The sequence below is a fragment of the Streptomyces sp. NPDC002817 genome, assembly GCF_053592055.1.
On the sequence record NZ_JBSFUY010000012.1, the window covers coordinates 1 to 20,745 of the forward strand.

Annotated in this window: 18 protein-coding genes; 12 read left to right on the forward strand and 6 right to left on the reverse strand. The window is 70.5% G+C overall.

Translation table 11 applies throughout. The features are described from left to right. The 3 genes from ACWD3I_RS22880 to ACWD3I_RS22890 form a co-directional block, all read left to right on the forward strand. The coding region (locus ACWD3I_RS22880; RefSeq protein ID WP_451084153.1) for a cytochrome c oxidase subunit I at positions 1-645 on the forward strand (645 nt) is incomplete at its 5' end. Then, the gene (locus tag ACWD3I_RS22885; RefSeq protein WP_451084154.1) at positions 642-971 is read left to right on the forward strand and encodes a hypothetical protein; all 330 of its coding nucleotides are present in this window, start codon (positions 642-644) and stop codon (positions 969-971) included. The genes ACWD3I_RS22880 and ACWD3I_RS22885, both read left to right, overlap by 4 nt. A 33-nt stretch (positions 972-1,004) precedes the next feature. Continuing rightward, positions 1,005-1,463: a MarR family transcriptional regulator gene (locus tag ACWD3I_RS22890; RefSeq protein ID WP_451084155.1), complete on the forward strand. Its 459-nt coding sequence runs from the start codon at positions 1,005-1,007 to the stop codon at positions 1,461-1,463. Positions 1,464-1,535: 72 nt separating this feature from the next. Here the strand turns inward: ACWD3I_RS22890 and ACWD3I_RS22895 are convergent, their stop codons facing one another. After that, a complete protein-coding gene (locus ACWD3I_RS22895; protein WP_365413215.1) occupies positions 1,536-3,488 on the reverse strand; it encodes a ricin-type beta-trefoil lectin domain protein in 1,953 nt (650 codons plus the stop codon). A 203-nt stretch (positions 3,489-3,691) separates the two neighbouring features. On the opposite strand from ACWD3I_RS22895, the gene ACWD3I_RS22900 reads away from it, so the two are divergent. Continuing rightward, complete coding sequence (locus tag ACWD3I_RS22900) at positions 3,692-4,921, forward strand: glycosyltransferase (protein ID WP_365413213.1); 1,230 nt, start codon at positions 3,692-3,694, stop codon at positions 4,919-4,921. Positions 4,922-5,004: 83 nt separating this feature from the next. Here the strand turns inward: ACWD3I_RS22900 and ACWD3I_RS22905 are convergent, their stop codons facing one another. Then, positions 5,005-5,652, reverse strand: coding sequence for a TetR/AcrR family transcriptional regulator (locus ACWD3I_RS22905; protein WP_365413211.1), 648 nt, complete (start codon positions 5,650-5,652; stop codon positions 5,005-5,007). A 178-nt stretch (positions 5,653-5,830) separates the two neighbouring features. Here ACWD3I_RS22905 and ACWD3I_RS22910 point away from each other — a divergent pair, with 178 nt between their 5' ends. Continuing rightward, positions 5,831-7,072 carry a YncE family protein gene (locus tag ACWD3I_RS22910; protein ID WP_365413209.1) on the forward strand — a complete coding sequence of 414 codons (1,242 nt, stop codon included), beginning with the start codon at positions 5,831-5,833 and terminating at the stop codon, positions 7,070-7,072. Between the two features lie 3 nt (positions 7,073-7,075). Here ACWD3I_RS22910 and ACWD3I_RS22915 read toward each other — a convergent pair whose 3' ends face one another. From ACWD3I_RS22915 to ACWD3I_RS22930, 4 genes are all read right to left on the reverse strand, one after another. Then, positions 7,076-8,284, reverse strand: coding sequence for a glycosyltransferase (locus ACWD3I_RS22915; protein WP_365413207.1), 1,209 nt, complete (start codon positions 8,282-8,284; stop codon positions 7,076-7,078). Then, positions 8,281-9,069, reverse strand: coding sequence for a MerR family transcriptional regulator (locus ACWD3I_RS22920; protein WP_365413205.1), 789 nt, complete (start codon positions 9,067-9,069; stop codon positions 8,281-8,283). The genes ACWD3I_RS22915 and ACWD3I_RS22920 overlap by 4 nt, the downstream gene beginning before the upstream one ends. 51 nt (positions 9,070-9,120) lie before the next feature. Beyond that, positions 9,121-10,971, reverse strand: a complete 1,851-nt coding sequence (locus ACWD3I_RS22925) for a glycoside hydrolase family 5 protein (protein WP_365413203.1) — start codon at positions 10,969-10,971, stop codon at positions 9,121-9,123. A gap of 92 nt (positions 10,972-11,063) precedes the next feature. Next, a complete protein-coding gene (locus ACWD3I_RS22930; protein ID WP_451084156.1) occupies positions 11,064-13,043 on the reverse strand; it encodes a GTP-binding protein in 1,980 nt (659 codons plus the stop codon). A 272-nt stretch (positions 13,044-13,315) separates the two neighbouring features. On the opposite strand from ACWD3I_RS22930, the gene ACWD3I_RS22935 reads away from it, so the two are divergent. The 7 genes from ACWD3I_RS22935 (at position 13,316) to ACWD3I_RS22965 (ending at position 20,743) form a co-directional block, all read left to right on the forward strand. Then, positions 13,316-13,786: a (2Fe-2S)-binding protein gene (locus tag ACWD3I_RS22935; RefSeq protein WP_365412225.1), complete on the forward strand. Its 471-nt coding sequence runs from the start codon at positions 13,316-13,318 to the stop codon at positions 13,784-13,786. Continuing rightward, positions 13,783-16,143, forward strand: a complete 2,361-nt coding sequence (locus ACWD3I_RS22940) for a xanthine dehydrogenase family protein molybdopterin-binding subunit (protein WP_365412228.1) — start codon at positions 13,783-13,785, stop codon at positions 16,141-16,143. The genes ACWD3I_RS22935 and ACWD3I_RS22940 overlap by 4 nt, the downstream gene beginning before the upstream one ends. Next, positions 16,140-16,994 (forward strand): FAD binding domain-containing protein, encoded by an 855-nt coding sequence (locus ACWD3I_RS22945; protein ID WP_365412231.1) that lies wholly within the window; start codon positions 16,140-16,142, stop codon positions 16,992-16,994. The genes ACWD3I_RS22940 and ACWD3I_RS22945 overlap by 4 nt, the downstream gene beginning before the upstream one ends. Positions 16,995-17,000: 6 nt before the next feature. Beyond that, the gene (locus ACWD3I_RS22950) at positions 17,001-17,891 is read left to right on the forward strand and encodes an AAA family ATPase (RefSeq protein ID WP_365412268.1); all 891 of its coding nucleotides are present in this window, start codon (positions 17,001-17,003) and stop codon (positions 17,889-17,891) included. A gap of 71 nt (positions 17,892-17,962) precedes the next feature. Beyond that, positions 17,963-19,054: a vWA domain-containing protein gene (locus ACWD3I_RS22955; protein WP_451084157.1), complete on the forward strand. Its 1,092-nt coding sequence runs from the start codon at positions 17,963-17,965 to the stop codon at positions 19,052-19,054. Beyond that, the gene (locus ACWD3I_RS22960) at positions 19,047-20,144 is read left to right on the forward strand and encodes an XdhC family protein (RefSeq protein ID WP_365412237.1); all 1,098 of its coding nucleotides are present in this window, start codon (positions 19,047-19,049) and stop codon (positions 20,142-20,144) included. The genes ACWD3I_RS22955 and ACWD3I_RS22960 overlap by 8 nt, the downstream gene beginning before the upstream one ends. An 11-nt stretch (positions 20,145-20,155) precedes the next feature. Beyond that, positions 20,156-20,743, forward strand: a complete 588-nt coding sequence (locus ACWD3I_RS22965) for an SRPBCC family protein (protein ID WP_365412240.1) — start codon at positions 20,156-20,158, stop codon at positions 20,741-20,743. Positions 20,744-20,745: the final 2 nt, after the last annotated feature.

The window sequence follows — 20,745 nt, forward strand, 5'->3', positions numbered from 1 at the left end:
ATCGGAACGATGTGGAAGGGCTCGTTGTCCTTCGAGACACCGATGCTCTGGGCCACCGGCTTCCTGATCACCTTCACCTTCGGTGGTCTGACCGGCGTGATGCTCGCCTCGCCACCGATCGACTTCGCGGTCTCCGACTCCTATTTCGTGGTGGCGCACTTCCACTACGTGGTGTTCGGCACCGTCGTCTTCGCGATGTTCTCCGGCTTCCACTTCTGGTGGCCCAAGTTCACCGGCAAGATGCTCGACGAGCGCCTCGGCAAGATCACCTTCTGGACGCTGTTCATCGGCTTCCACGGCACCTTCCTCGTCCAGCACTGGCTGGGCGTGAACGGTATGCAGCGCCGCATCCCGGACTATCTCGCGGTGGAGGGCCTCACCCCCCTCAACACACTGTCGAGCATCTTCTCGTTCGTCCTCGGCGCGTCACTGCTCCCCTTCTTCTACAACGTGTGGAAGACGGCCAAGTACGGCAGGAAGGTCGAGACCGACGACCCGTGGGGCTACGGCCGCTCGCTCGAGTGGGCGACGTCCTGCCCGCCCCCGCGGCACAACTTCCTCACCCTGCCGCGGATCCGCAGCGAATCCCCGGCGTTCGACGTGCACCACACCACCGAGCCGCAGAGGGAGTTGACCGCCAAGTGAGCAGGTTCCTGGCCGACGTCGAGGGCCATCTGCTGCTCGCCGCCACCCGCGAGGAGGGCCGCACGGCCGCCGAGCGCTTCACCGCACCACTGCACTGGCTCACGGACACCCAACGGGCCGAGGTGGAGCGGCGGTTCGAGGCGGAGTACCTCGCACTCGCCCGCGACTCCTGGCAGCACACCTCGACGCGCGCCGGGCGACTGCGGGAGGAGTACGAGGCGAAGTACCGCGAGCTGCGGCGCGGACTGCTGGCGGGTCTGCTGCTGGGCTGTGCCGGGCTCGTCGGTGTCGTCGTGGTGTGTGTCGTCCCGCAGCTCCGGCCTTGACCTCGAGCAAAGTTGAGGTTCTACGGTCGTCACATGGCGATCAAGGAGTACTCGCAGGAGGAACTGGCCGCTCAGCCGATCGGGGCGTGGAGTGGTGAGGTGTACCGCCGGGTGGTGGGAGGAATCCGCGCACAGTTGGCTGTGGAGAACCTGACGCAGCCCCACTGGTGGACGCTCAACCACGCCGCCGGGGATCCCGGACGGTGGACCCGTGCGGCGCTCGTCGAGCGGCTGACTCGGTATGACGACCAGGGCATCGACTTCGACGGCGTCTTCGACGATCTGGTCGCCCGCGGCTGGCTCACGGAGGAGCCGGACGGCATGCGGCTGACCGAGGCGGGTGAAGCCGGGCGCGTCCGTGCCCGGGAGCGCAACCTGCGGATCCACGAGCGGACGCATGACGGGATCGAACCGGCCGACTACGCGGTGACGGTCGATGTCCTGCGCCGGATGGTCGCGAACCTCGGCGGCGAGGGGAACCTCCCCGACTGACCGTCTCGCGCCTCCGGGTGGCGGGCGAGGCTGTGCCGGACACAGCCTCGCCCGTCCGGGGGTTCGCCGCCGCTAGTTCAGCGTCCACTTCTGGTTGTCACCGGTGCCGCAGGACCACAGCACCAGCTGGCTGCCGTTGGCCGTCTGGTTGTTGTAGGCGTCCAGGCAGAGTCCGGAGTGGACATTGGTCAGGGTGCCGTCGGTGTTGACGTTCCACTTCTGGTTGTTCTGACCGTTGCAGTCCCAGATCACGACCTTGGTGCCGTTGGTCGTGCCGAGGTTGTAGGCGTCCAGGCACTTGTTGCCGTACACCACGAGTTCCTTGCGGGAGGTGTACGTCCAGGCCTGGTTCTGACCGCCGTTGCAGTCCCAGAGCTGGCCCTGGGTGCCGTTGGTGATGGTGTTGTCGTTGATGTCGAGGCAGCGGCCCGACTGTGTGCCGACGACCAGGTTGCCGTTGGCGCCGGGCAGCGGCCTGACCGTGATGTCGGCAAGGGTCGGGGCGCCGGTGAAGGTCAGCGTGTTCGAGGAGCCCTTGGAGAGGGCGACCTGGACGCTGATCGTGCCCTGGCTGGAGCCGGTGGGCGGGAAGGAGACCGCCGTCGAGCCCTGGCCGTTGGCCTTGAGGGTGGCCTTGCGGGCGGTCGAGGTGTTGTTGGTGTAGGCGACGTCGACGGTCTTCAGGCCGGTGCTCCCGGCGACCACGCCGGAGAAGCTCGACGTGCCGGTGTAGGTGCTGCTCGCGGCCTCGGTGCCGCCCTTGACCGTGAGCATCACGGAGCCGCCCGCCGGGACGCTCGTGGTGTGACTGGTGCCGTACGAGCCGATGTTCTGCTGCGTCCACAGGTCACGGACGGTCGCGTTGGCGTTGGTCAGACCGAGGTCGGACCAGCGGACGGTGATGTTCTGGGCGGAGGAGGTGCGGTTGAGCAGAACGACCGCGCGGTTGCCCGCGCCGGACAGGACCTTGCCGTACACCTGCAGTCCGCTGGTGTCCTCGGCAACCTTGACGCCCTGGAGGCCGCGCGTGTCCTGGTCGACGGCGATGACCTCGGGGTTCTTGAGGATGTTCGCGGTCTCGGTGGTCATCGTGGCGAGGTTGTTGCCGGCGAGGAGCGGTGCGCCGGAGATCGCCCACAGGTTCATGTGGGTGCGGTTCTGGGCGGCGGTGAAGCCGTCCATGCCGACCATCAGCATGTCGGGGTCGTTGTAGTAGCCGGTGTGCTGGGCCGTGGGGTGCAGGTTCCGGTCGTAGTTGGTCAGCAGGTTCGTCATGGACGGCTTGTTGCCGTACAGGATGATGTCGTCGTTGGTCCGCCACATCGCGCCCTGGCCCGGAGCCCAGTTCCACGGGTTCTGCCGGCCCCAGTTGCACAACGACAGGGTCATCGGGCGGCCGGTGCTGGCCGTGGCCTGCGCGATCGCGTCACTGATGGCCTGGTACGTCGTCTTCGCGTCGAGCCCCTCCGCGTCACCGCCGCACCAGTCGACCTTCACGAAGTCGAAGCCCCACTGCGAGAACTGGAGCATGTCCTGCGCGTAGTGGCCCTCGCTGCCGGAGCCGGGCGCGGCGGGGCGGCCGGTCGGGTAGTAGTAGCCGCAGCCGTCCTTGCCGGCGTCGGTGTAGATACCGGCCTTGAGGCCCTTGCTGTGGATGTAGTCGGCGATGGCCTTCATGCCACCGGGCCACTCCGCCTCGTCGATGGTGATGTTGCCGGCACTGTCACGGGTGCCCTGCCACCACCCCTCGTCGATGTTGATGTACTGGTAGCCCGCCGCCGGCAGGCCCGAGGCGACGAAGGCGTCGACCTGCTGCTTGATCACGCTGTAGTCGATCTTCGCGGCGAAGCTGTTCCAGGAGGCCCAGCCCATCGGGGCGGTGGGCACGGAGATCTGACGGCTGGTCGCCGCCTGCGCCTGGTCCGGCTGCGCGAACAGCAGGGCGGCGGTGGCGGCCAGGGCGAGGACGAGGGCGCGTACGGCGGCGGCTCTGACCCGGCGGACACAACGCGGTGGGGGGTACATGCGGCTCCTTCGTGCGGGGAAACACTCAAGGGTGACGATATTTCGAACAAGGATCGACAGTTCGAACGTGTCGCGCGCCGAAAGTAGAGCCACGGCAGGGTGAAGTCAACGGCTGTGACAGGCGTGAAGTAGCCGGTCCCCTTGGGGCGTTCGCCCGCGGAGCACGCCTCCGCGCCATACTGACCGTTGTGCGCGTAGCGATCATGACAGCGGGGTCCCGGGGCGACGTCGCCCCGTTCACCGGACTGGGCCACGGCCTGGTGCGGGCCGGGCACGAGGTCACCCTGGTCACACACGGCTCCTTCGAGCCGTTGGTGGCGGGGTCGGGGCTCGGATTCCACGCCCTGCCGCTCGATCCGCGGGCGGAGCTGGAGTCCTCGCGCGGGCGGGCGCTGCACGACAGTGCGACGGGCGCCGGAAAGCTGCTGCGGGTGGTGAGCATGGCGCGGACCCTGGCCCAGGAGATGGCCGACGACGTGCTGGCGGCCGCGCGAGGGAGCGACGTGCTGCTGCTGTCCGGCTCGCTCGCACCGCTGGGACACACCGTCGCCGAGGGCCTGTCGCTGCCCAGCATGGGCGTCTATCTCCAACCCCTCGCCCCCACACGTGAGTTCGGCCCTCCCATGCTCGGCGGCCGCTCCTGGGGAACGGCCGGCAACCGGCTCGCCGGGCACGGTGTGGGCCTGGCCGTGGAGCAGGTCTTCGCCGCGACGGTCCCCGCGGTGCGCGAACGGCTGGGGATGCCCCGCGTCCGCTCCGCGGCGGCACTGCGGGCCCGGGAGCGCCAGGCGTGGCCGGTGCACCACGGCTTCAGCCCGCTCGTGGTGGCCAGGCCACGCGACTGGCGGACGGGGCTGGACGTGACCGGCTACTGGTGGCCGTACGACGTGAAGAGCGGACTTCCGCCCGAGGTGCGGGACTTCCTCGACGCGGGCGAACCTCCGGTGTTCGTCGGTCTGGGCAGTGCGACGGTCCCGGACCCGCGGCGACTCAGCGAAGACATCGTGCGCGCGCTGCGCCGGGCCGGGCTGCGCGGGGTGATCCAGCAGGGTTGGGGCGGGCTCGCGGCCGACGGCGACGACATGCTGACCGTCGGCGAGGTCGCCCACGCGGCCCTCTTCCCGCACATGGCGGCGCTCGTCCACCACGCGGGCGCGGGCACGACCGCGGCGGGGCTGCGGGCCGGGGTGCCCGCCGTACCGGTGCCGGTCCAGTTCGACGCGGGCTTCTGGTCCGCGCGGTTGGTCGCGCTGGGCGTGGCACCGCGTGCGGTACCGCTGCGGGGACTGAACACGGACACGCTGGCCTCGGCGCTGACGCGGGTCACCCGCGATCCGGGGTACCGGGAGCGGGCGCGGGCGCTGGGGGCGCGGATTCGCGAAGAGGACGGGGTCGGGCCGGTGGTGGCGGCGGTGAACAGACTGACGCGCTGAACAGCGCCCCCGAAGGGGCGCGGGAGTGCATCCATGTGCGGCTCCGCCGCGCGGGCGCGATCAGCTCCCACCGGCCCGCGGATTCACCACCCGACCGGCCGCAAGATCGCCAACAACTGCCGCACCAACTCCTCCACCACCTCGTCCAACGTCGCGTCCACCCATCCAGCGCTCCAGTCGTGCAGCAGCCCGTTGACCGCGCCGATGAACGCCGCGGCCGGAATCCGATAGTCCCGCGGCGCCGCCTCACCCCGCGCGACGGCCGCGTTCGCCTCGGCGCACAGCAGGTCGATCCACCCGGCGCGGCGGGCAAGGCGCTGTTCCTCCAGACGTGGACTGACGCCGATGATCTCGACGAAGGTGATGCGGATACGGCGGGGGTCGCCGGTGACATTCGCGGCGTACGCACGGAAGATCGCCGCCACTCGTTCGGCGAGCGGCAGCGACTCCGCGTCGGCCACCGCCGTCAGGACCGCCTCCTCGGCCCAGCCGTTGACCTGGAGATGAAGGGCGGCGAGGACATCCTCGAGGGTGCGGAACTCCTCGTAGAACTGCCGGGTCGACAGGCCTGCGGCCTCGCTGAGCGCGGCGACCGTGGTGTTGCGGTAGCCGGGGGTGTCGCCGAACAGCTGCAGAGCCGCGTCCAGGAAACGCCCGCGCCGCAGCGCCTGTCGTTCTTCGGCGGTCTTGCCGCCGTAGCGGCCGGTCGGCGCCTTGAGCCTGCCCGCCACGGTCACCTCCGTTGATCGTCCTCCGACGCGCCAATTTTTATCGTGTACGCGGTCTTGTGGACAGGGCGCCCCTTCCTTACTTTTCAGTAAGTTGATTCTGAAAGCGTTCGTGTTCAGATTCACGAGCTCTGCCTTGGCATGTCCTACTCATGAACCGCACTCAGAGAAGAGAGCCGTCATGCCCGCTTTCAGACCCAGGCACCTTGGCGCGCTGGCCGCCGCCGTCGCCCTGACCGTCACCGCGCCGGCGACCGCCACCGCAGCGGACGCCGCCGCCCTGCGCGAGGTGCTGTTCGTCGGCAACAACTGGGACGGCACCGCCGACGTCCTCAAGTCCACGGGCGATCTCGCGAAGGTCGGCCGGATCAACGTCATCCCCGACAAGGACGCGCGGATGGCCGAGATCAACGCCGATCCGATCAAATGGATCTACTTCATGGCGATCCGCAACGGTGTCGGCGAGGGCCACGACCAGTTCGTCGACGACATGTACACCACACCGGACGGCGCGTCGGTCGTCGTCTCCCGGCCGAGCTTCGCCGACGTCGTGTCGATCAACCTGACCACCGGAGCCATCAACTGGCGCTTCCCCGTGTCGGGTTACCGCTCGGACCACATGGCCGTCTCCCCCGACGGCACCCGGGTGGCGGTGTCCGCCTCGACCTCGAACACCGTGCACGTGCTCGACATCAACTCCGGAAAGCAGCTCGGCAAGTTCACCACCGGCGACAAGCCGCACGAGAACATCTTCACCAAGGACGGCAAGTACATCTACAACATGGCGATCGGCGACGTGAACACCGACACCGACGCCCCGTGGCTGGACTGGACGAAGGGCGACCGGCGCATCACGGTCGTCGACGCCACGACGTACCAGCAGGTCAAGGTCATCGACATGCGGCCGAAACTGGACGCGATCGGTCTCACCGACTACTCCGACGCGGTCCGCCCGGCCGTGTTCTCCCCGGACGAGTCCAAGCTGTACTTCCAGGTGTCGTTCTTCAACGGCTTCTTCGAGTACGACCTCGCCACCGACAGGATCACCCGGACCAAGACCCTTCCGAAGAACCCGGCGACCAGCGACGACCGCACCACGTTCGTCAACGACTCCCGCCACCACGGCATCTCGATGAGCCCCGACGGCACCAAGCTGTGCGTCGCCGGGACCATGGACGACTACGCGACCGTCGTCAACCGCACGACGCTCCAGGAGGGCCCGCTCGTCACCGCCTCCAAGCCCTACTGGGCCACGGTCAGCGGCGACGGCAAGCTCTGTGTGGTCTCCGAGAGCGGCACCGACCAGGTCACGGCCATCGACTTCGCCACCGGCCAGAAGACGGTGTCCGTCCCGGTCGGCGACCACCCCCAGCGCGTCCGCCTGGGCCATGTCGCGGCGAACTGGACGAGCCCGGCGTCCTGAGGCTCAGCCCGCCGACCGTTCCACGGCCTTGACCGCCGCGCCCGCCCCGTCCTCGGCGGCCATGAGCTGCGCGGCGGTCACGGCCGCACAGCTGTAGGACTGCTGCCGTGCTACACGGCCGAGCGCGTCGGCGAGCGCCTCGGCCGTGAGCGACCTGAACGGGACCGGGTCGGTGGCGGCCCCGAGCGCGGCCAGCCGCCCCGCCCAGAACGGCTGGTCCGCCGTCACCGGCACGGGCACCGCGGGTACCCCGGCGCGCAGTCCGGCCGCCGAGGTGCCCGCTCCGGCGTGGTGGACCACGGCGGCGACCCGCGGGAACAGCAGCGCGTGCGGTACGTCCCCGACGGTCAGGACGTCGTCGCCGTCGGCCGCGAGTCCGGCACTGCCGGTCTGCAGGATCCCGCGCAGCCCGGCCCGTCGCAGGGCCCGTACGGCGACGTCGCCGAGCCGCTCCCCCTGCCCGGCCGCCATGCTGCCGAACCCGATGAACACCGGCCGCGCTCCGGCCGCGAGGAAGTCCTCCAGTTCCGCGGTCAGCCGCCGGGACTCGTCGACGTACGGCCACCAGGTGCCCACGACCTCCAGCCCCGGCCGCCAGTCGCCGGGGCGCGGCACGAGTGCCGTGCTGAAGCCGTGCAGGACGGGCCGGTTCGCCTGCTCCTGTCGGCGGCGCATCGCACGCGGCGTGAGCGGGGGCAGATCGAGGCTCCGGCGGAGGTCGGCGACCGCCCCCGTGTAGAGACGGTCGGCCATGCGCAGCGCGAAGCGTCCGGCCGTACGGTTGCCGAGGCGGCCCAGTGAGCGGGCCGCGGTGACCACGGGCGGGAAGTCCCCGGTCGGGGCGGTGGGCACGAGGTACGCGCCGATCGCCGGGGTGCCGGTGGCCTCGGTCAGGTGCCAGCCGAGGGGAGCCGTGGTCGTCGACAGCAGGAGCAGATCCGTCCCCCGGTCCATCGCGGCGGCGAATCCCTGACCGAGCTCGGTGACGAACTCGGCCGCGGTGCGCATCAGTTCACGCCTGTTCGCCGCCCCACCGCCCTCCGCGCGGGCCGGAAGGGCACGGAACTCCAGCCCCGCCTCCCGCGCCAGAGGCGCGAAGGCGTCCGGTGCGGCGAGGGTGACCTCGTGCCCGGCCCTCAGGAGCGCACTGCCGAGTCCCGTGTAGGGCGCCACGTCGCCTCGCGAACCGGCCGCGGCGATCAGGATCCTCATCTCTCCTCCTCCGGGGAGTCGTTGCGGGCCGCGTTGGCGTGCACGGCCTTGCCCAGGTAGGCGGCGAGACCGGGCCGTTGCTGCGACGGGGGTACGACGAGGGCGAAGGCGCGCGGGTCGGCCACGAAGTCGTCCGCGATCCGCCGGTGCATGGCGGGCGGACAGGTGGTGAACCAGCGGGTGATGTGCCGGCGGTGCTCCTCGGCGAGGTCCATGGCCGCCTCACCGTCGCTCGGCTCCCCCGCGTCGAAGGCCGCGAGCAGCCGTGCGCGCCACTCGCCGGCCTCCCCCATGAGCTGCCGCCAGTCCTCCTTGGTGTGGGCGGCCGCCCGTGCCATCGACTCGCGCTGCCCCTGCGAGCCGGCCCACTTCAGCTGCCGTTCGGTGGCGTAGCTGAGGTCGAAGCCGATCTCGCCGAAGACCTCGAAGCGTTCCTGCGGGGTGAGGGTCACGCCGGTCCGCTGGACCTCGATGGCCCGCTCGGCGACCTCGGAGAGCCGCTGGAGCCGGGCGATCTCCTCGCTCAACTGCCGTTGCCGGGACCGAAGATGGTCCAGGGCGTTGGCCTGCGGGTCCTTGAGGATGGCGGCGATCTCGTCGAGGGAGAAGCCGAGTTCGCGGTAGAAGAGGATCTGCTGGAGCCGGGCCAGGTCCGTCTCGTCGTAGAGGCGGTACCCGGCCCGGCTGCGGGTGCCGGGCGTGAGCAGGCCGGTCCGGTCGTAGTGATGGAGCGTGCGCACCGTCACCGCGGCCCAGGACGCGACCTGCCGCACGGAGTAGCTCATTCACCTGCCCTTTCGTCGGGGTCCAGCCTCAACCCTGACGTAAGGAGAGGGTCAAGCGAACTTCGACGCCATCCACGCGGCCAGTTCCGACTTGGCCGCGCTGAGCAGGGATGCGGAGGGCGAGGTGGCCCCGTTGGTGACGAGCGCGTAGTGCAGGGTGCCGCTGTCGGTGTCGGTGAGCAGGAGGCGGCGGCTACCGGTGCCGCCCGGTTCGGCGGTCGTGCCGATCGGGGTGGTCGAGGTGTACGCCGGCGGGGCGTACGCCGTGCCGAGGTCGGAGACCACGGTGGTGGAGGCGTTCGGGAAGGACGCCGGGAGGTGCAGGTCGGTCGGTGCCGAGCCACTGCCCGAGCGCCACACCTGCAGGGAGTACTGGCCGGAGCCGACCAACGAGGATACGTTCGGCAGGCTGCTCGGGACCGGGTTCCAGGTCAGGGTCGTGGAGCCGTCGCGGGAGCGGTCCTCGTAGGTGAAGGCGAGGGTGCTGCCCGAGGTGGCGCTGGGGTAGATGCGGTCGAGGAGCCGGGCGTCCTGACGCAGCACGGCCGTGCCGGAGTCGTCGAGGCGGACGGCGGACAGGTCCTCGTCGTTCCAGGCGTCCCCGGTGGTGAGCTCCTTGTCGGGGTTGCCGTTCATGAGCTCGCTGTGGCGGCCGTTGTAGATGTCCCACTGCCACTGCGAGCCGGACAGCACCGGGCCGGAAGTGGCGGGCGTGGTCCACCAGTTGGCGCCCTTCACCCGGGAGTCCAGGGCCTGGTACATCGCCTTGAGGACCGTCGGCGCCTTGCCGGCGGTGGAGCCGTTCAGGGGGTGGCCGAACTCGCTGACGATGGCCGTGGTGCCGAGCGCCGAGGCCCGGTCGCGGACCGTGGCGAAGTCGGTCACGTACTGGCCGTCCGAGGCGTTGCCCCACATGAGGACGCCGGAGATGGCCTTCTGGTCGTAGAAGTGGGTGTTGAAGACGTACCGGGAGCCGATGGAGCCCGCGTCGAGCAGGCCGCCCTCCTCCTTGCTGACGTTGCCGTTCCAGAACAGGTTCGGCTCGACGAAGGCGGGCTTGTCCGTCCAGCCGGCCGCGTCCATCCGGGCACGGAACTTCACGTAGAAGGGCCACAGCAGGTCGCGTTCCCAGGTGCGGCTGGCCTGGCCGGACTCGTAGGTGCCGGCGTAGGGCTCGTTGTAGGGGTCGAAGCCGAGGACGCCCGTGAACTGCTCGGCGGACAGGTTCTGCTTGATGTACCCCATGGTCTTCTGGGCCGTGGTGAGGAAGGAGTCCTGAAGGCCGTAGGCGTTGTGCCAGAAGTCGTACTGGGCTGCCTTCACCGCGCCGTTCTGGGTGATGTTCTGACCCCAGAGGAAGCAGATCCCGCAGGACTCGTCCGGATAGTTGCCGAGGTCCACCGCCCATTGCGGGGCCCCGTCGCCCGTGTACCAGCTGTCCGAGTCGAAGAGGTGGCGGGAGTAGAGGTCCTGGTGGAAGTCGGGGTAGACGCGGATACCCGCGTCCAGGAAGGCGCCCATCTGTGCGGTGGCGGCGGCCAGGTAGGCCGTGTCCACCTGGCCGCGCACCGGCTCCGCGTAGGCCCAGGAGAGCAGGAAGCGGACCGAGTTGCCGCCGCCGAGGGCTCTCAGCGCGGTCGCCGACTTCTTGGCGTCGGCCACGGAGGCGAAGGGCAGGCCGTGGTTCTCGTCGAGCTTGGTCTCGCCGGAGACGTTGTAACCACGGAGAACCACCTCGCGGCCTTGGCCGTCGACGAAGCGGCCGTTCGACACGGTGAGCGCCGTGCCGTCGAACCAGAGGGAATTGGGGACGGCGGCGGTGGCGGGCCCGGCGCCCGCCACCGTCAGGGATCCGAAGAGGACAACCAGAACCGCCAGCAAACGCAACCGGATATTCGGCATGTTCACTACAGTCGGGCGATTTCCGGACACCGTCAACACTTCTGACTCATGAGTAAGTCTCAGGTTTTTTTACACGTTCTTTCTCAGCCACCTCAGTTCCCCACTCTGCGCGTCACGTTCAACAGGTACTCCTTGCGGTTCAGCGGGTTGTGATCGGTGCGCGGACGACGCGGCACGTCACCGCGCACCACGGCCGCATAGTGGTCGAACCCGCTCTCCAACTCGCCCTCACCCCGCGTGAGTCCGGGCAGCCGCTGCTCCAGCGCGTGCACGCGGGCCGCCGGCACCGCACCCTCCAGGACGCAGCTCTCCCCGCGCGTCTCGGTGGTCTGCGGCACGGCCCGGAGCGCGGCCAGCACCGGCAGCAGGGCGCCCAGGGTGTCGGCCGGGGCCTCGATCCGGAAGCGGTGCATCGGCTCGTACACCTGGCTCCCGGCCTTGCGCAGCGCCTCCATCAGAACCAGCGGTGTCAGGCCCCGGAAGTCGGCTCCGGTGGTGGACATGCTCTTGTCGAAGCCCTGGTGGGCGTGGCTCTGGCGGGGCCAGTAGCCGGAGTGGGTCATCGTGACCGTGCAGTCGGTGACCTGCCAGCCGTCGAGGCCCTGACCGAGGGTCTCGCGGACGGTGTCCTCGACCGCCTTGAAGAAGGCGTACGGCATGGCGCCCAGCTCCACCTCCAGCCGGAAGGCGACGCCGGTTCCGGGCGGGGCGGGGTCGACGCGCAGGCCGACGGTCGCGAGGAACGGGTTGGCGTCCTTCTTGATGAACTCGGCGGCGGCACCCGTCCCCGCCGGCCTCTCGACGCAGAGCGGCGTGGTCTCCCGGAAGCCGACGGCGAGCCCGAACTCCTCCGCCAGAGTGGCTTGAATGACCTCCTTCTGGACCTCCCCGTACAAGGAGACGGAGGTCTCCTGGCGTACCTCGTCGTGGCGCAGCCCGATCAACGGGTCCTGTTCGGCGAGTTGGCCGAGCGCGAGGTGCAGCGCCCTGCGGTCCGTGTCCGGGCCCGGCACGACCACGGTCTCCAGGGTCGGCGGGGCGAAGAAGTGCCCGTGCGCCTTGCGGGGTTCGCCGATCGCGTCGCCGATCCGCACGTCGGCCAGACCCCAGAGCCTCGCGATCCGCCCCGCGGGGACCGCGTCCTCACGGAGGTCCGTGCCGTGGTCGAAGACGCTCACCGCGGTGACCCGGCCCTCGTCACGGGCGTCGCCGGTCCGGGCGTCGCCGAAGAGGACCCGGTCGCGGGTGCGCAGCGTTCCGGAGAACATCCGCGCGTAGGCGACCTTCTCCCCCGCCGGGCCCCGCTCGACCTTGAAGACGGTGCCGGAGACCGGGCCCTCGGGGTCACCGTCGGCGCGGGGCAGCAACTCCTTGATCCCTGAGATGAGTTCGGGGACGCCCGCACCGGTGACCGCGGAGCCGAAGAACACCGGATGGACGAGGGCCTCGCGGGTCTGTGCGACCAGGGCCGTGCGCACCCGGTCCCGAGAGAGCGTCCCCTCGACATAGGCCGCGAGCAGCTCGTCGTCATGGTCCGCGAGGACGTCGACGGGAACACGGTCCGGCGCGAACACGGCCTTACGGGTGCCGAGCCCGACGGCCCGCCCCATCGGTACGACCGCGGGCGTGAGCCGCTCGGAGAGCGCGCTCAGGACACCGTCGTACCGCGCACCACGACGGTCGATCTTGTTGACGAAGATCAGCGTGGGGATCTTCAGCCGCTGGAGGGTGCGCATCAGGACGCGGGTCTGCGCCTGGACGCCCTCGACGGCCGAGACGACCAGCACGGCGCCGTCGAGGACGCCGAGCACCCGCTCCACCTCGGCGATGAAGTCCGGGTGGCCGGGGGTGTCGATGAGGTTGACGGTGACGTCGTCGACCGCGAACGAGACGACGGCGGACTTGATGGTGATGCCGCGCTGCCGCTCCAGCGCGAGGGAGTCGGTCCGGGTGCTGCCGGCGTCGACGCTGCCGATCTCGTCGATCACTCCGACGGAGTGCAGCAGCCGCTCGGTGAGGCTGGTCTTACCGGCGTCGACATGGGCGAGGATCCCGAGGTTGAGCAAGTGCACGAAGCGTCATGTCCTTCGAAGAGGGGGTCATTCCTTCTTGGGTGGACATGCGTGCTCCTCGCATTACTGCGCTCCTCCGTTGATCGCCTACCGGTCCCTCGCAGTGCAGCAGATCCGCGCACCGGGCGCCAACGAATTAACGGTCAACAAACCCACGTCCCAGCCCTCGCCCCCTCCCCTGGCCGGTCCTAGAGTGACGCCCATCACGTCAGGTGGCCGATTTCCCCCACCAGCCCCCTGCTATCCCCTCGCACGGTTCCCTGGGAGGGCACATGACCCGTATCTCGGTGAAGGTGGACGGCACGAACTACCAGGACGAGGTCGAACCCCGTCTTCTGCTGATCCACTACCTGCGTGACCGACTGGGCCTGACCGGCACCCCCGTGGGCTGCGACACCTCCAACTGCGGGGCCTGCACGGTCGACCTGGACGGTGCGAGCGTCAAGAGCTGCTCGGTCCTGGCCGTCCAGGCGGACGGGAGCGAGGTGACCACCGTCCAGGGGCTGACGTCGAACGGGGAGTGGACGGGACTCCAGCAGGCCTTCCACGAGCGGCACGCACTCCAGTGCGGCTACTGCACTCCGGGCATGCTCATGGCGGCGCGGGATCTGCTGCGGGACAACCCCCACCCCACCTCCGACGAGGTACGCCACGCCCTGGAGGGCAATCTCTGTCGCTGCACCGGCTACCAGAACATCGTGCGCGCGGTGCTCGACGCCTCCGAACAGGAGGTACGGACATGAGTGAGACCGTCGAACGCGAGGTCGGCCGCTCGCGCCCCCGCAAGGAGGACGCTCGCCTGCTCACCGGGCAGACCAACTGGACCGACAACATCAGCGTGGGCGGTCTCCTCCATCTGGCGATCCTGCGCAGCCCCATGGCCCATGCCCACATCGACCGTGTCGATGTGACGCCCGCTCTCGAACGCCCGGGTGTCGTCGCGGCGTTCAGCGGAAGCGACCTCGCGGAGGGGATGGGATCGCTGCCCTGCGCATGGCCGGTGACCGAGGACATCGTGCTGCCCGACCACCCGCCCATCGCCGTCGACGAGGTGCGGTACGCCGGAGACCCGGTGGCGGTCGTCGTGGCCCGTGACCGGTACACGGCCGCCGACGCCCTCGAAGCGATCGAGGTCGACTACACGCCCCTGCCGCCGGTACTGGACCTGGAGGCCGCGCTCACCGAGAACTCCCCCCTGGTCCACTCCGACAAGGGCACCAACCGCAGCTACCTCTGGCCGCTGAAGACCGGCGAGGACTTCGACGCCGTACGCCGGCGCGCCGAGGTCACCCTCAAGCGCCGCTACGTCCACCAGCGGCTCATCGCCAACGCCATGGAACCGCGCGGAGTCGTCGTCACCCCGCTCGCCGCCTCCGGCGAGTACACCCTCTACTCCTCCACCCAGATCCCGCACATCCTGCGGATCATGCTCGCCGTGGTCACCGGGGTCCCCGAGCACAAGCTGCGGGTGATCGCCCCCGACGTGGGCGGCGGCTTCGGCTCCAAGCTCCAGGTGTACGGCGAGGAGGCCATCGCCCTCACGGTCGCCCGCCGCCTCGGACGCCCGGTCAAGTGGACCGAGTCCCGCTCCGAGGGCTATCTGGCGACCCACCACGGCCGCGGCATGATCCAGGACGTCGAGATCGCCGCGAACCGCGACGGCGAACTGCTGGGCCTCAAGGCCGACCTCCTGGTCGACATGGGCGCCTATCTGATGCTGGTCACGCCGGGCATCCCGATCCTGGGCGCGTTCATGTACCCGGGGATCTACAAGATGGGTTCCTACGAACTCAACGTCACCGGCGTCTTCACCACCAGGACTCCGACCGACGCCTACCGTGGCGCGGGGCGCCCGGAGGCGACGTACGCCATCGAACGGATCATGGACGAGCTGGCGGTCGAACTCGGCCTGGATCCGGTGGAGCTGCGGCGCCGGAACTGGATCGGTCACGAGGAGTTCCCGTACACGACGATCGCGGGTCTGACCTACGACAGCGGCAACTACGAGGCCGCGACCGAGAGGGCGCTCGCGCTGTTCGACTACGACAAGCTCCGCGCCGAACAGGCGGACCGCAATCGCCGGGGAGACTCCGTACGCCTCGGCATCGGGGTGTCGACCTACACCGAGATGTGCGGGCTCGCGCCCAGCCGGGTGCTGCGGGACCTGCGGTACGCGGCCGGCGGCTGGGAGGCCGCGAGCATCCGGGTGCTGCCCACCGGCAAGGTCGAGGTGGTCACCGGGACCAGTCCGCACGGGCAGGGCCATGTGACCTGCTGGAGCCAGATCGCCGCCGACGTCCTCGGTGTGCCGTTCGAGGACGTCCAGGTCGTGCACGGCGACACCAGGGCCGCCCCGCAGGGCATGGACACCTACGGCTCACGCTCCCTCGTGGTGGGCGGCACCGCCATTCACCACGCGGCGCGCAAGGTGGTGGACAAGGCCCGCAAGGTGGCCGCCCATCTGCTCGAAGCGAGCGAGCAGGACCTGGAGTTCACGGGCGGCGTCTTCTCGGTCAAGGGTTCCCCCGACGCCCGCAAGACCCTCCAGGAGCTCGCCTTCGAGACGTTCTCCTCGCACGACCTGCCCGACGGCATGGAACCCACCATCAACGCCGGGCACGTCACCGACCCGGACAACTTCTCCTACCCGCACGGCACCCACCTGTGCGCAATCGAGGTCGACACCGAGACGGGACGCAGCCACATCCGGTCGTACGTCTGCGTCGACGACGTCGGCAAGGTCATCAACCCGATGATCGTCGAGGGTCAGGTGCACGGCGGCCTCGCGCAGGGCATCGCGCAGGCGCTGTACGAGGAGGCGGTCTACGACGACCAGGGCAACCTCGTCTCCGGCACGATGGCCGACTACCTCGTCCCGTCCGCGCCGGACCTGCCCGACTTCGTGACGGACCGCACCGAGACGCCGTCGACCACCAACCCCCTGGGTGTCAAGGGAGTCGGCGAGGCAGGGACGATCGCGTCCACGCCCGCCGTCGTCAACGCCATCGTGGACGCGCTGCGCCCGCTGGGCGTCACGGAGGTACGGATGCCCTGCACCCCCGAGCGGGTGTGGCGAGCCATCGAGGAGGCCTCGGCATGATTCCCCCGGCATTCGAATACGCCCGTCCGGCCGACGTCGACGAAGCGGTACGCACGCTCGCCGGGGCCGGCGAGGACGCCAAGGTACTGGCCGGCGGGCAGAGCCTGCTGCCGCTGCTCAGGCTCCGCCTCGCCTTCCCCGAACTGGTCGTGGACGTCGGCCGCATCCCCGAACTGCGCGGGGTCCGCGAAGACGGCGACACCCTCGTCATCGGCGCGATGACCACCCACCACGACGTGATCCGCGACCCGCTGGTACGCCGCCACGCGGGCCTGCTCGCCGCCGCCACGGCGACCGTCGCGGATCCCGCCGTACGCCATCGAGGCACCCTCGGCGGCTCCCTGGCGCACGCCGATCCGGCCGGTGACCTGCCCGCGGTGGTACTGGCGCTCGACGCCGAACTGGTGGCGCAGGGCCCGCGCGGACGACGGACCGTCCCCGCACGGCAGTTCTTCGTCGACTACCTCCAATCTGCCCTGGATCCCGATGAGTTGCTCGTGGAGGTGCGGGTGCCGAAGGCCGACGGCTGGGGCTTCCACTACGAGAAGTTCCATCGGGTCGCCCAGTCCTGGGCGATGGTCGGCGTGGCCGCTCTGGTACGGCGCGACGACGGGCACATCGCCGAGGCCCGGATCGGGCTGACCAACATGGGCACGACCCCGCTGCGCGCCACGGCGACCGAGGAGGCCCTGACCGGCGCCGGGGACCCCGAAGCGGTGGCGCGGGCCGCGGAGTCGGCGGCGGTCGGGACCCAGCCGTCGCAGGACACCTCGGCCTCGCCCGAGTACCGGGCGCATCTGGCCCGGGTGCTCACCAAGCGGGCGGTGCTCACCGCCGCCGGAATGGGGTGAGGGACGATCACCGAGTTCGACGGCCCGGAACAGGTGCGGGCCCGCCTGGAGGAGACGGGGTACCTCGTCGACCACGGGCTGGCCGTCGCCTGCTTCCTGGCCCTCCGGCTGGCCCGGCCGATCTTCTGCGAGGGCGACGCGGGCGTCGGCAAGACCGCGCTCGCCTCCGCCCTCGCCGACGCGCTCGACGCCCCGCTGATCCGGCTCCAGTGCCACGAGGGCATCGAGGCCTCGCAGGCCCTGTACGACTGGGACTTCCCACGCCAGCTGCTGCATCTGCGCGCCGCCGAGGCGGCCGGTGTCACCGACGCCGACCGGCTGGAGAGCGAACTGTACGACCGGCGCTTCCTGATCGCCCGGCCACTGCTGCGCGCGCTGGAGACACAGCCGTCGGTCCTGCTGGTCGACGAGATCGACCGTGCCGACGACGAGTTCGAGGCGTTCCTGCTGGAGCTGCTCTCGGAGTACTCGGTGACGATTCCGGAGCTGGGCACGCTGCGGGCCTCGTCGCCGCCGGTGGTCGTGCTGACGTCCAACCGCACCCGCGAGGTGCACGATGCGCTGAAGCGGCGGTGTCTGTACCACTGGTTCGACCACCCCGGCTTCGCCCGCGAACTCGCCATTGTGCGGCGGCGGTTGCCCGGGGTGTCGGCGCGGCTGGCGGAGCAGGTGACCGCGCTGGTGCAGGCGTTGCGCTCGGAGGATCTGGTGAAACCGCCTGGGGTGGCCGAGACCATCGATTGGGCCGAGGCGCTGGATGCGTTGGGTGCGAGTGAGGTGGACGCGGAGTTGGCGGTGACGACGCTGGGGGCGGTGCTGAAGTATCGGGAGGATGCGGAGCGGGTGCGAGGGCTGGATTTCTCGGCGGTACTGGGCGCTTCGGTGGACGTGCAGTGATGGGTCGTCAGTCGTCTGCGGCGCCATCGTGGCTGGTCGCGCAGTTCCCCGCGCCCCTTGAGGGTGACGCCGTGCTCCTCGGATTTGGACGTGCCCTGCGCGCGGCGGGCGTCGACGCCAGCGCCGAGCGGCTGCATGCCTTTCTGCGGGCCGTTGACGAGTTGGGTCCCGCGCTGCGAGCGGACGTGTACTGGGCGGGGCGGCTGACGCTTTGCGGGGACCGGGACGACCTTGAGCGCTATGAGCGGGTGTTCGCCGCTTACTTCGGCACTGGTGACCCAGACCGAAACACGGTGTCCGTGCCTCCTCCGTCCCGGCTGCGGCTCGTCGTACGGGATGCCGCTGAGCCTCGTACGACATCTGCGGGCGACGGCGAGGGACCGCCCACCGCATCTCTCGCCAGTTCCGCCGAGGTCCTGCGCCGCCGTGACATCGGCGAGCTGGTCGGCGCCGATCGGGAGCAACTGCGGCGTCTGTTGGCCGTGTTCGCGTTGCGCGGGGAGTCCCGGCGCAGTGCGCGGCGGCGGCCGGCTCGGCGTGGGGAGGTCGATCCGCGGCGGACGGTGCGGGAGGTGCTGCGGCGGGGCGGGGAGCCCTCGCGGCTGCGCCGGCACGCGCGGACCGAGCGGCCTCGGCGGGTCGTGCTGCTGGTGGACGTCAGCGGCTCCATGGCGCCGTACGCCGACGCGCTGCTGCGGTTCGCGCACGCGGCCGCCCGAGGTCCGCGCACCGAGGTGTTCACGATCGGCACCCGGCTGACCCGGGTGACCCGCGAGCTCTCCCACCGCGACCCCGACCCGGCGATGACGGCGGTCGCGGCGGCCGTGCCCGACTGGCGCGGGGGTACCCGGCTGGGCGTGCTGCTGCGCGAGTTCCTGAACCGCTGGGGGCAGCGCGGGATGGCGCGGGGCGCGGTCGTGGTGGTGCTGTCGGACGGCTGGGAGCGTGGCGATCCGGAGGTGCTGGCGGCACAGATGCGACGCTTGCGGCGGCTGGCCCACCGGGTGATCTGGGCCAATCCGCGCAGGGCACGCCCCGGGTACGCACCCCTGGCGGCCGGTATGGCGGCGGCACTGCCGAGCGTGGACGCGTTCGTCGACGGGCACAGCCTGGCCGCGCTGGAGAGCCTGGCGGCGGTCGTGAGAGGAGCGGATCGTGCGTGAGATTCTCCCGGCGCTGAGCGCCTGGTACGCGGCGGGAGTGCCGTTCGGTCTGGCGACCGTCGTCGCCGTGAGCCGCAGCGCGCCGCGCGACCCCGGTGCGGCGATGGCCGTGGGGCCCGAGGACGAGGTCGTCGGCAGTGTGTCCGGCGGCTGTGTGGAGGGGGCCGTGTTCGAGCTCGCGCAGGAGGTGGTGACGAGCGGCGAGGCACGGTTGCAGACCTTCGGGTACAGCGACGAGGACGCGTTCGCGGTGGGGCTGACCTGCGGCGGCGAGATCACCCTGCTGGTGCGGCCCGTCTCCGCGGCCACCGACCCGGTCTTCGGTGAGGTCGCCGGGGCGGTGGCGGCGGGGCGACCGGTGACCGTGGCGACGGTGACCGACGGACCCGCGCCGCGCGGGGCGACCCTTGCGGTGTGGCCGGACCAGGTCGCGGGGAGCCTCGGCACCGACGGTCTGGACGTGGCGGTCACCGCCGACGCACGCGGTGAACTCGCCCTCGGCGCAACAGGGTTGCGCCACTACGGCCCGCGCGGCGAACGCCGCGAGGACGCGGTCACCGTCTTCCTGCACTCCTTCGCGCCTCCCCCGCGCATGCTGGTCTTCGGCGCGATCGACTACGCCGCCGCGGTCGCCCGTATCGGTGACTTCCTCGGCTACCGGGTCACCGTGTGCGACGCCCGCCCGGTCTTCGCCACTCCCAAACGCTTCCCGCAGGGCGTGGAAGTGGTCGTGGACTGGCCGCACCGCTACCTCCGGGGCACGGACACCGACGGGCGCACGGTGATCTGCGTCCTCACCCACGACCCCAAGTTCGACGTCCCGCTCCTGGAGGAGGCGCTGCGCCGGCCCGCCGCCTACATCGGGGCGATGGGCAGCCGCCGTACGCACGACGACCGGATGAAGCGGCTGGTCGATGCCGGGCTCACGGACCGTGAACTGGCCCGCCTTCGCTCCCCGGTCGGGCTCGACCTCGGCGCCCGCACACCGGAGGAGGTCGCCGTGTCCGTCGCCGCCGAGATCGTCGCACTGAGGTGGGGCGGCACGGGAACCCCTCTGACCGCCACCGCAGGTGCCATCCATCCCCATTGACGGAGGAAGTCATGGAACTGCACCACGAATTCACCGTGCCCGTCCCGGTCGACGACGCCTGGCGGGCGCTCCTGGACATCGAGCGCGTCGCGCCGTGCATGCCGGGGGCGACCGTGGAGGACTACGACGGCAAGACGGTGAACGGCTCGGTGAAGGTCAAGGTCGGCCCGATCACGGTGACGTACAAGGGCACCGCCGTCTTCGAGGAACAGGACGAGGACGCCCACCGCATCGTCCTCATCGCGAGCGGCCGCGAGACCCGCGGCCAGGGCACCGCCCGCGCCACCGTCACCGGCACGCTCACGGAACAGGACGGCGGTACGGCCGTGTCGGTGCGCACCGATCTGACCGTCACCGGGCGTCCGGCGCAGTTCGGACGCGGGGTGATGGCGGAGGTGGGCGACCGCATCATCGGCCGGTTCGCTCAGAACCTCGCCGAGCAACTGGGCGACAGGCCGCAGGAGACACCACCGCCGCCGGTGGACGAACCGCTGGACCTGTTCCGTACGGCCGGGGTGCCGGTCGCCAAGCGCGCGGCGGTCGCCGCCGCCGTGGTCGTCGCGCTGGTGGTGGTGCTGCGGCAGTGGCGGCGCCGCTAGGG

Coding starts and splice junctions, on each gene's coding strand:
- ACWD3I_RS22935 (WP_365412225.1), top strand. CDS start 13,316: ATGACCCGTATCTCGGTGAAGGTGGACGGCACGAACTACCAGGACGAG.
- ACWD3I_RS22890 (WP_451084155.1), top strand. CDS start 1,005: ATGGCGATCAAGGAGTACTCGCAGGAGGAACTGGCCGCTCAGCCGATC.
- ACWD3I_RS22925 (WP_365413203.1), bottom strand. CDS start 10,971: ATGCCGAATATCCGGTTGCGTTTGCTGGCGGTTCTGGTTGTCCTCTTC.
- ACWD3I_RS22910 (WP_365413209.1), top strand. CDS start 5,831: ATGCCCGCTTTCAGACCCAGGCACCTTGGCGCGCTGGCCGCCGCCGTC.
- ACWD3I_RS22965 (WP_365412240.1), top strand. CDS start 20,156: ATGGAACTGCACCACGAATTCACCGTGCCCGTCCCGGTCGACGACGCC.
- ACWD3I_RS22945 (WP_365412231.1), top strand. CDS start 16,140: ATGATTCCCCCGGCATTCGAATACGCCCGTCCGGCCGACGTCGACGAA.
- ACWD3I_RS22940 (WP_365412228.1), top strand. CDS start 13,783: ATGAGTGAGACCGTCGAACGCGAGGTCGGCCGCTCGCGCCCCCGCAAG.
- ACWD3I_RS22915 (WP_365413207.1), bottom strand. CDS start 8,284: ATGAGGATCCTGATCGCCGCGGCCGGTTCGCGAGGCGACGTGGCGCCC.
- ACWD3I_RS22920 (WP_365413205.1), bottom strand. CDS start 9,069: ATGAGCTACTCCGTGCGGCAGGTCGCGTCCTGGGCCGCGGTGACGGTG.
- ACWD3I_RS22895 (WP_365413215.1), bottom strand. CDS start 3,488: ATGTACCCCCCACCGCGTTGTGTCCGCCGGGTCAGAGCCGCCGCCGTA.
- ACWD3I_RS22900 (WP_365413213.1), top strand. CDS start 3,692: ATGACAGCGGGGTCCCGGGGCGACGTCGCCCCGTTCACCGGACTGGGC.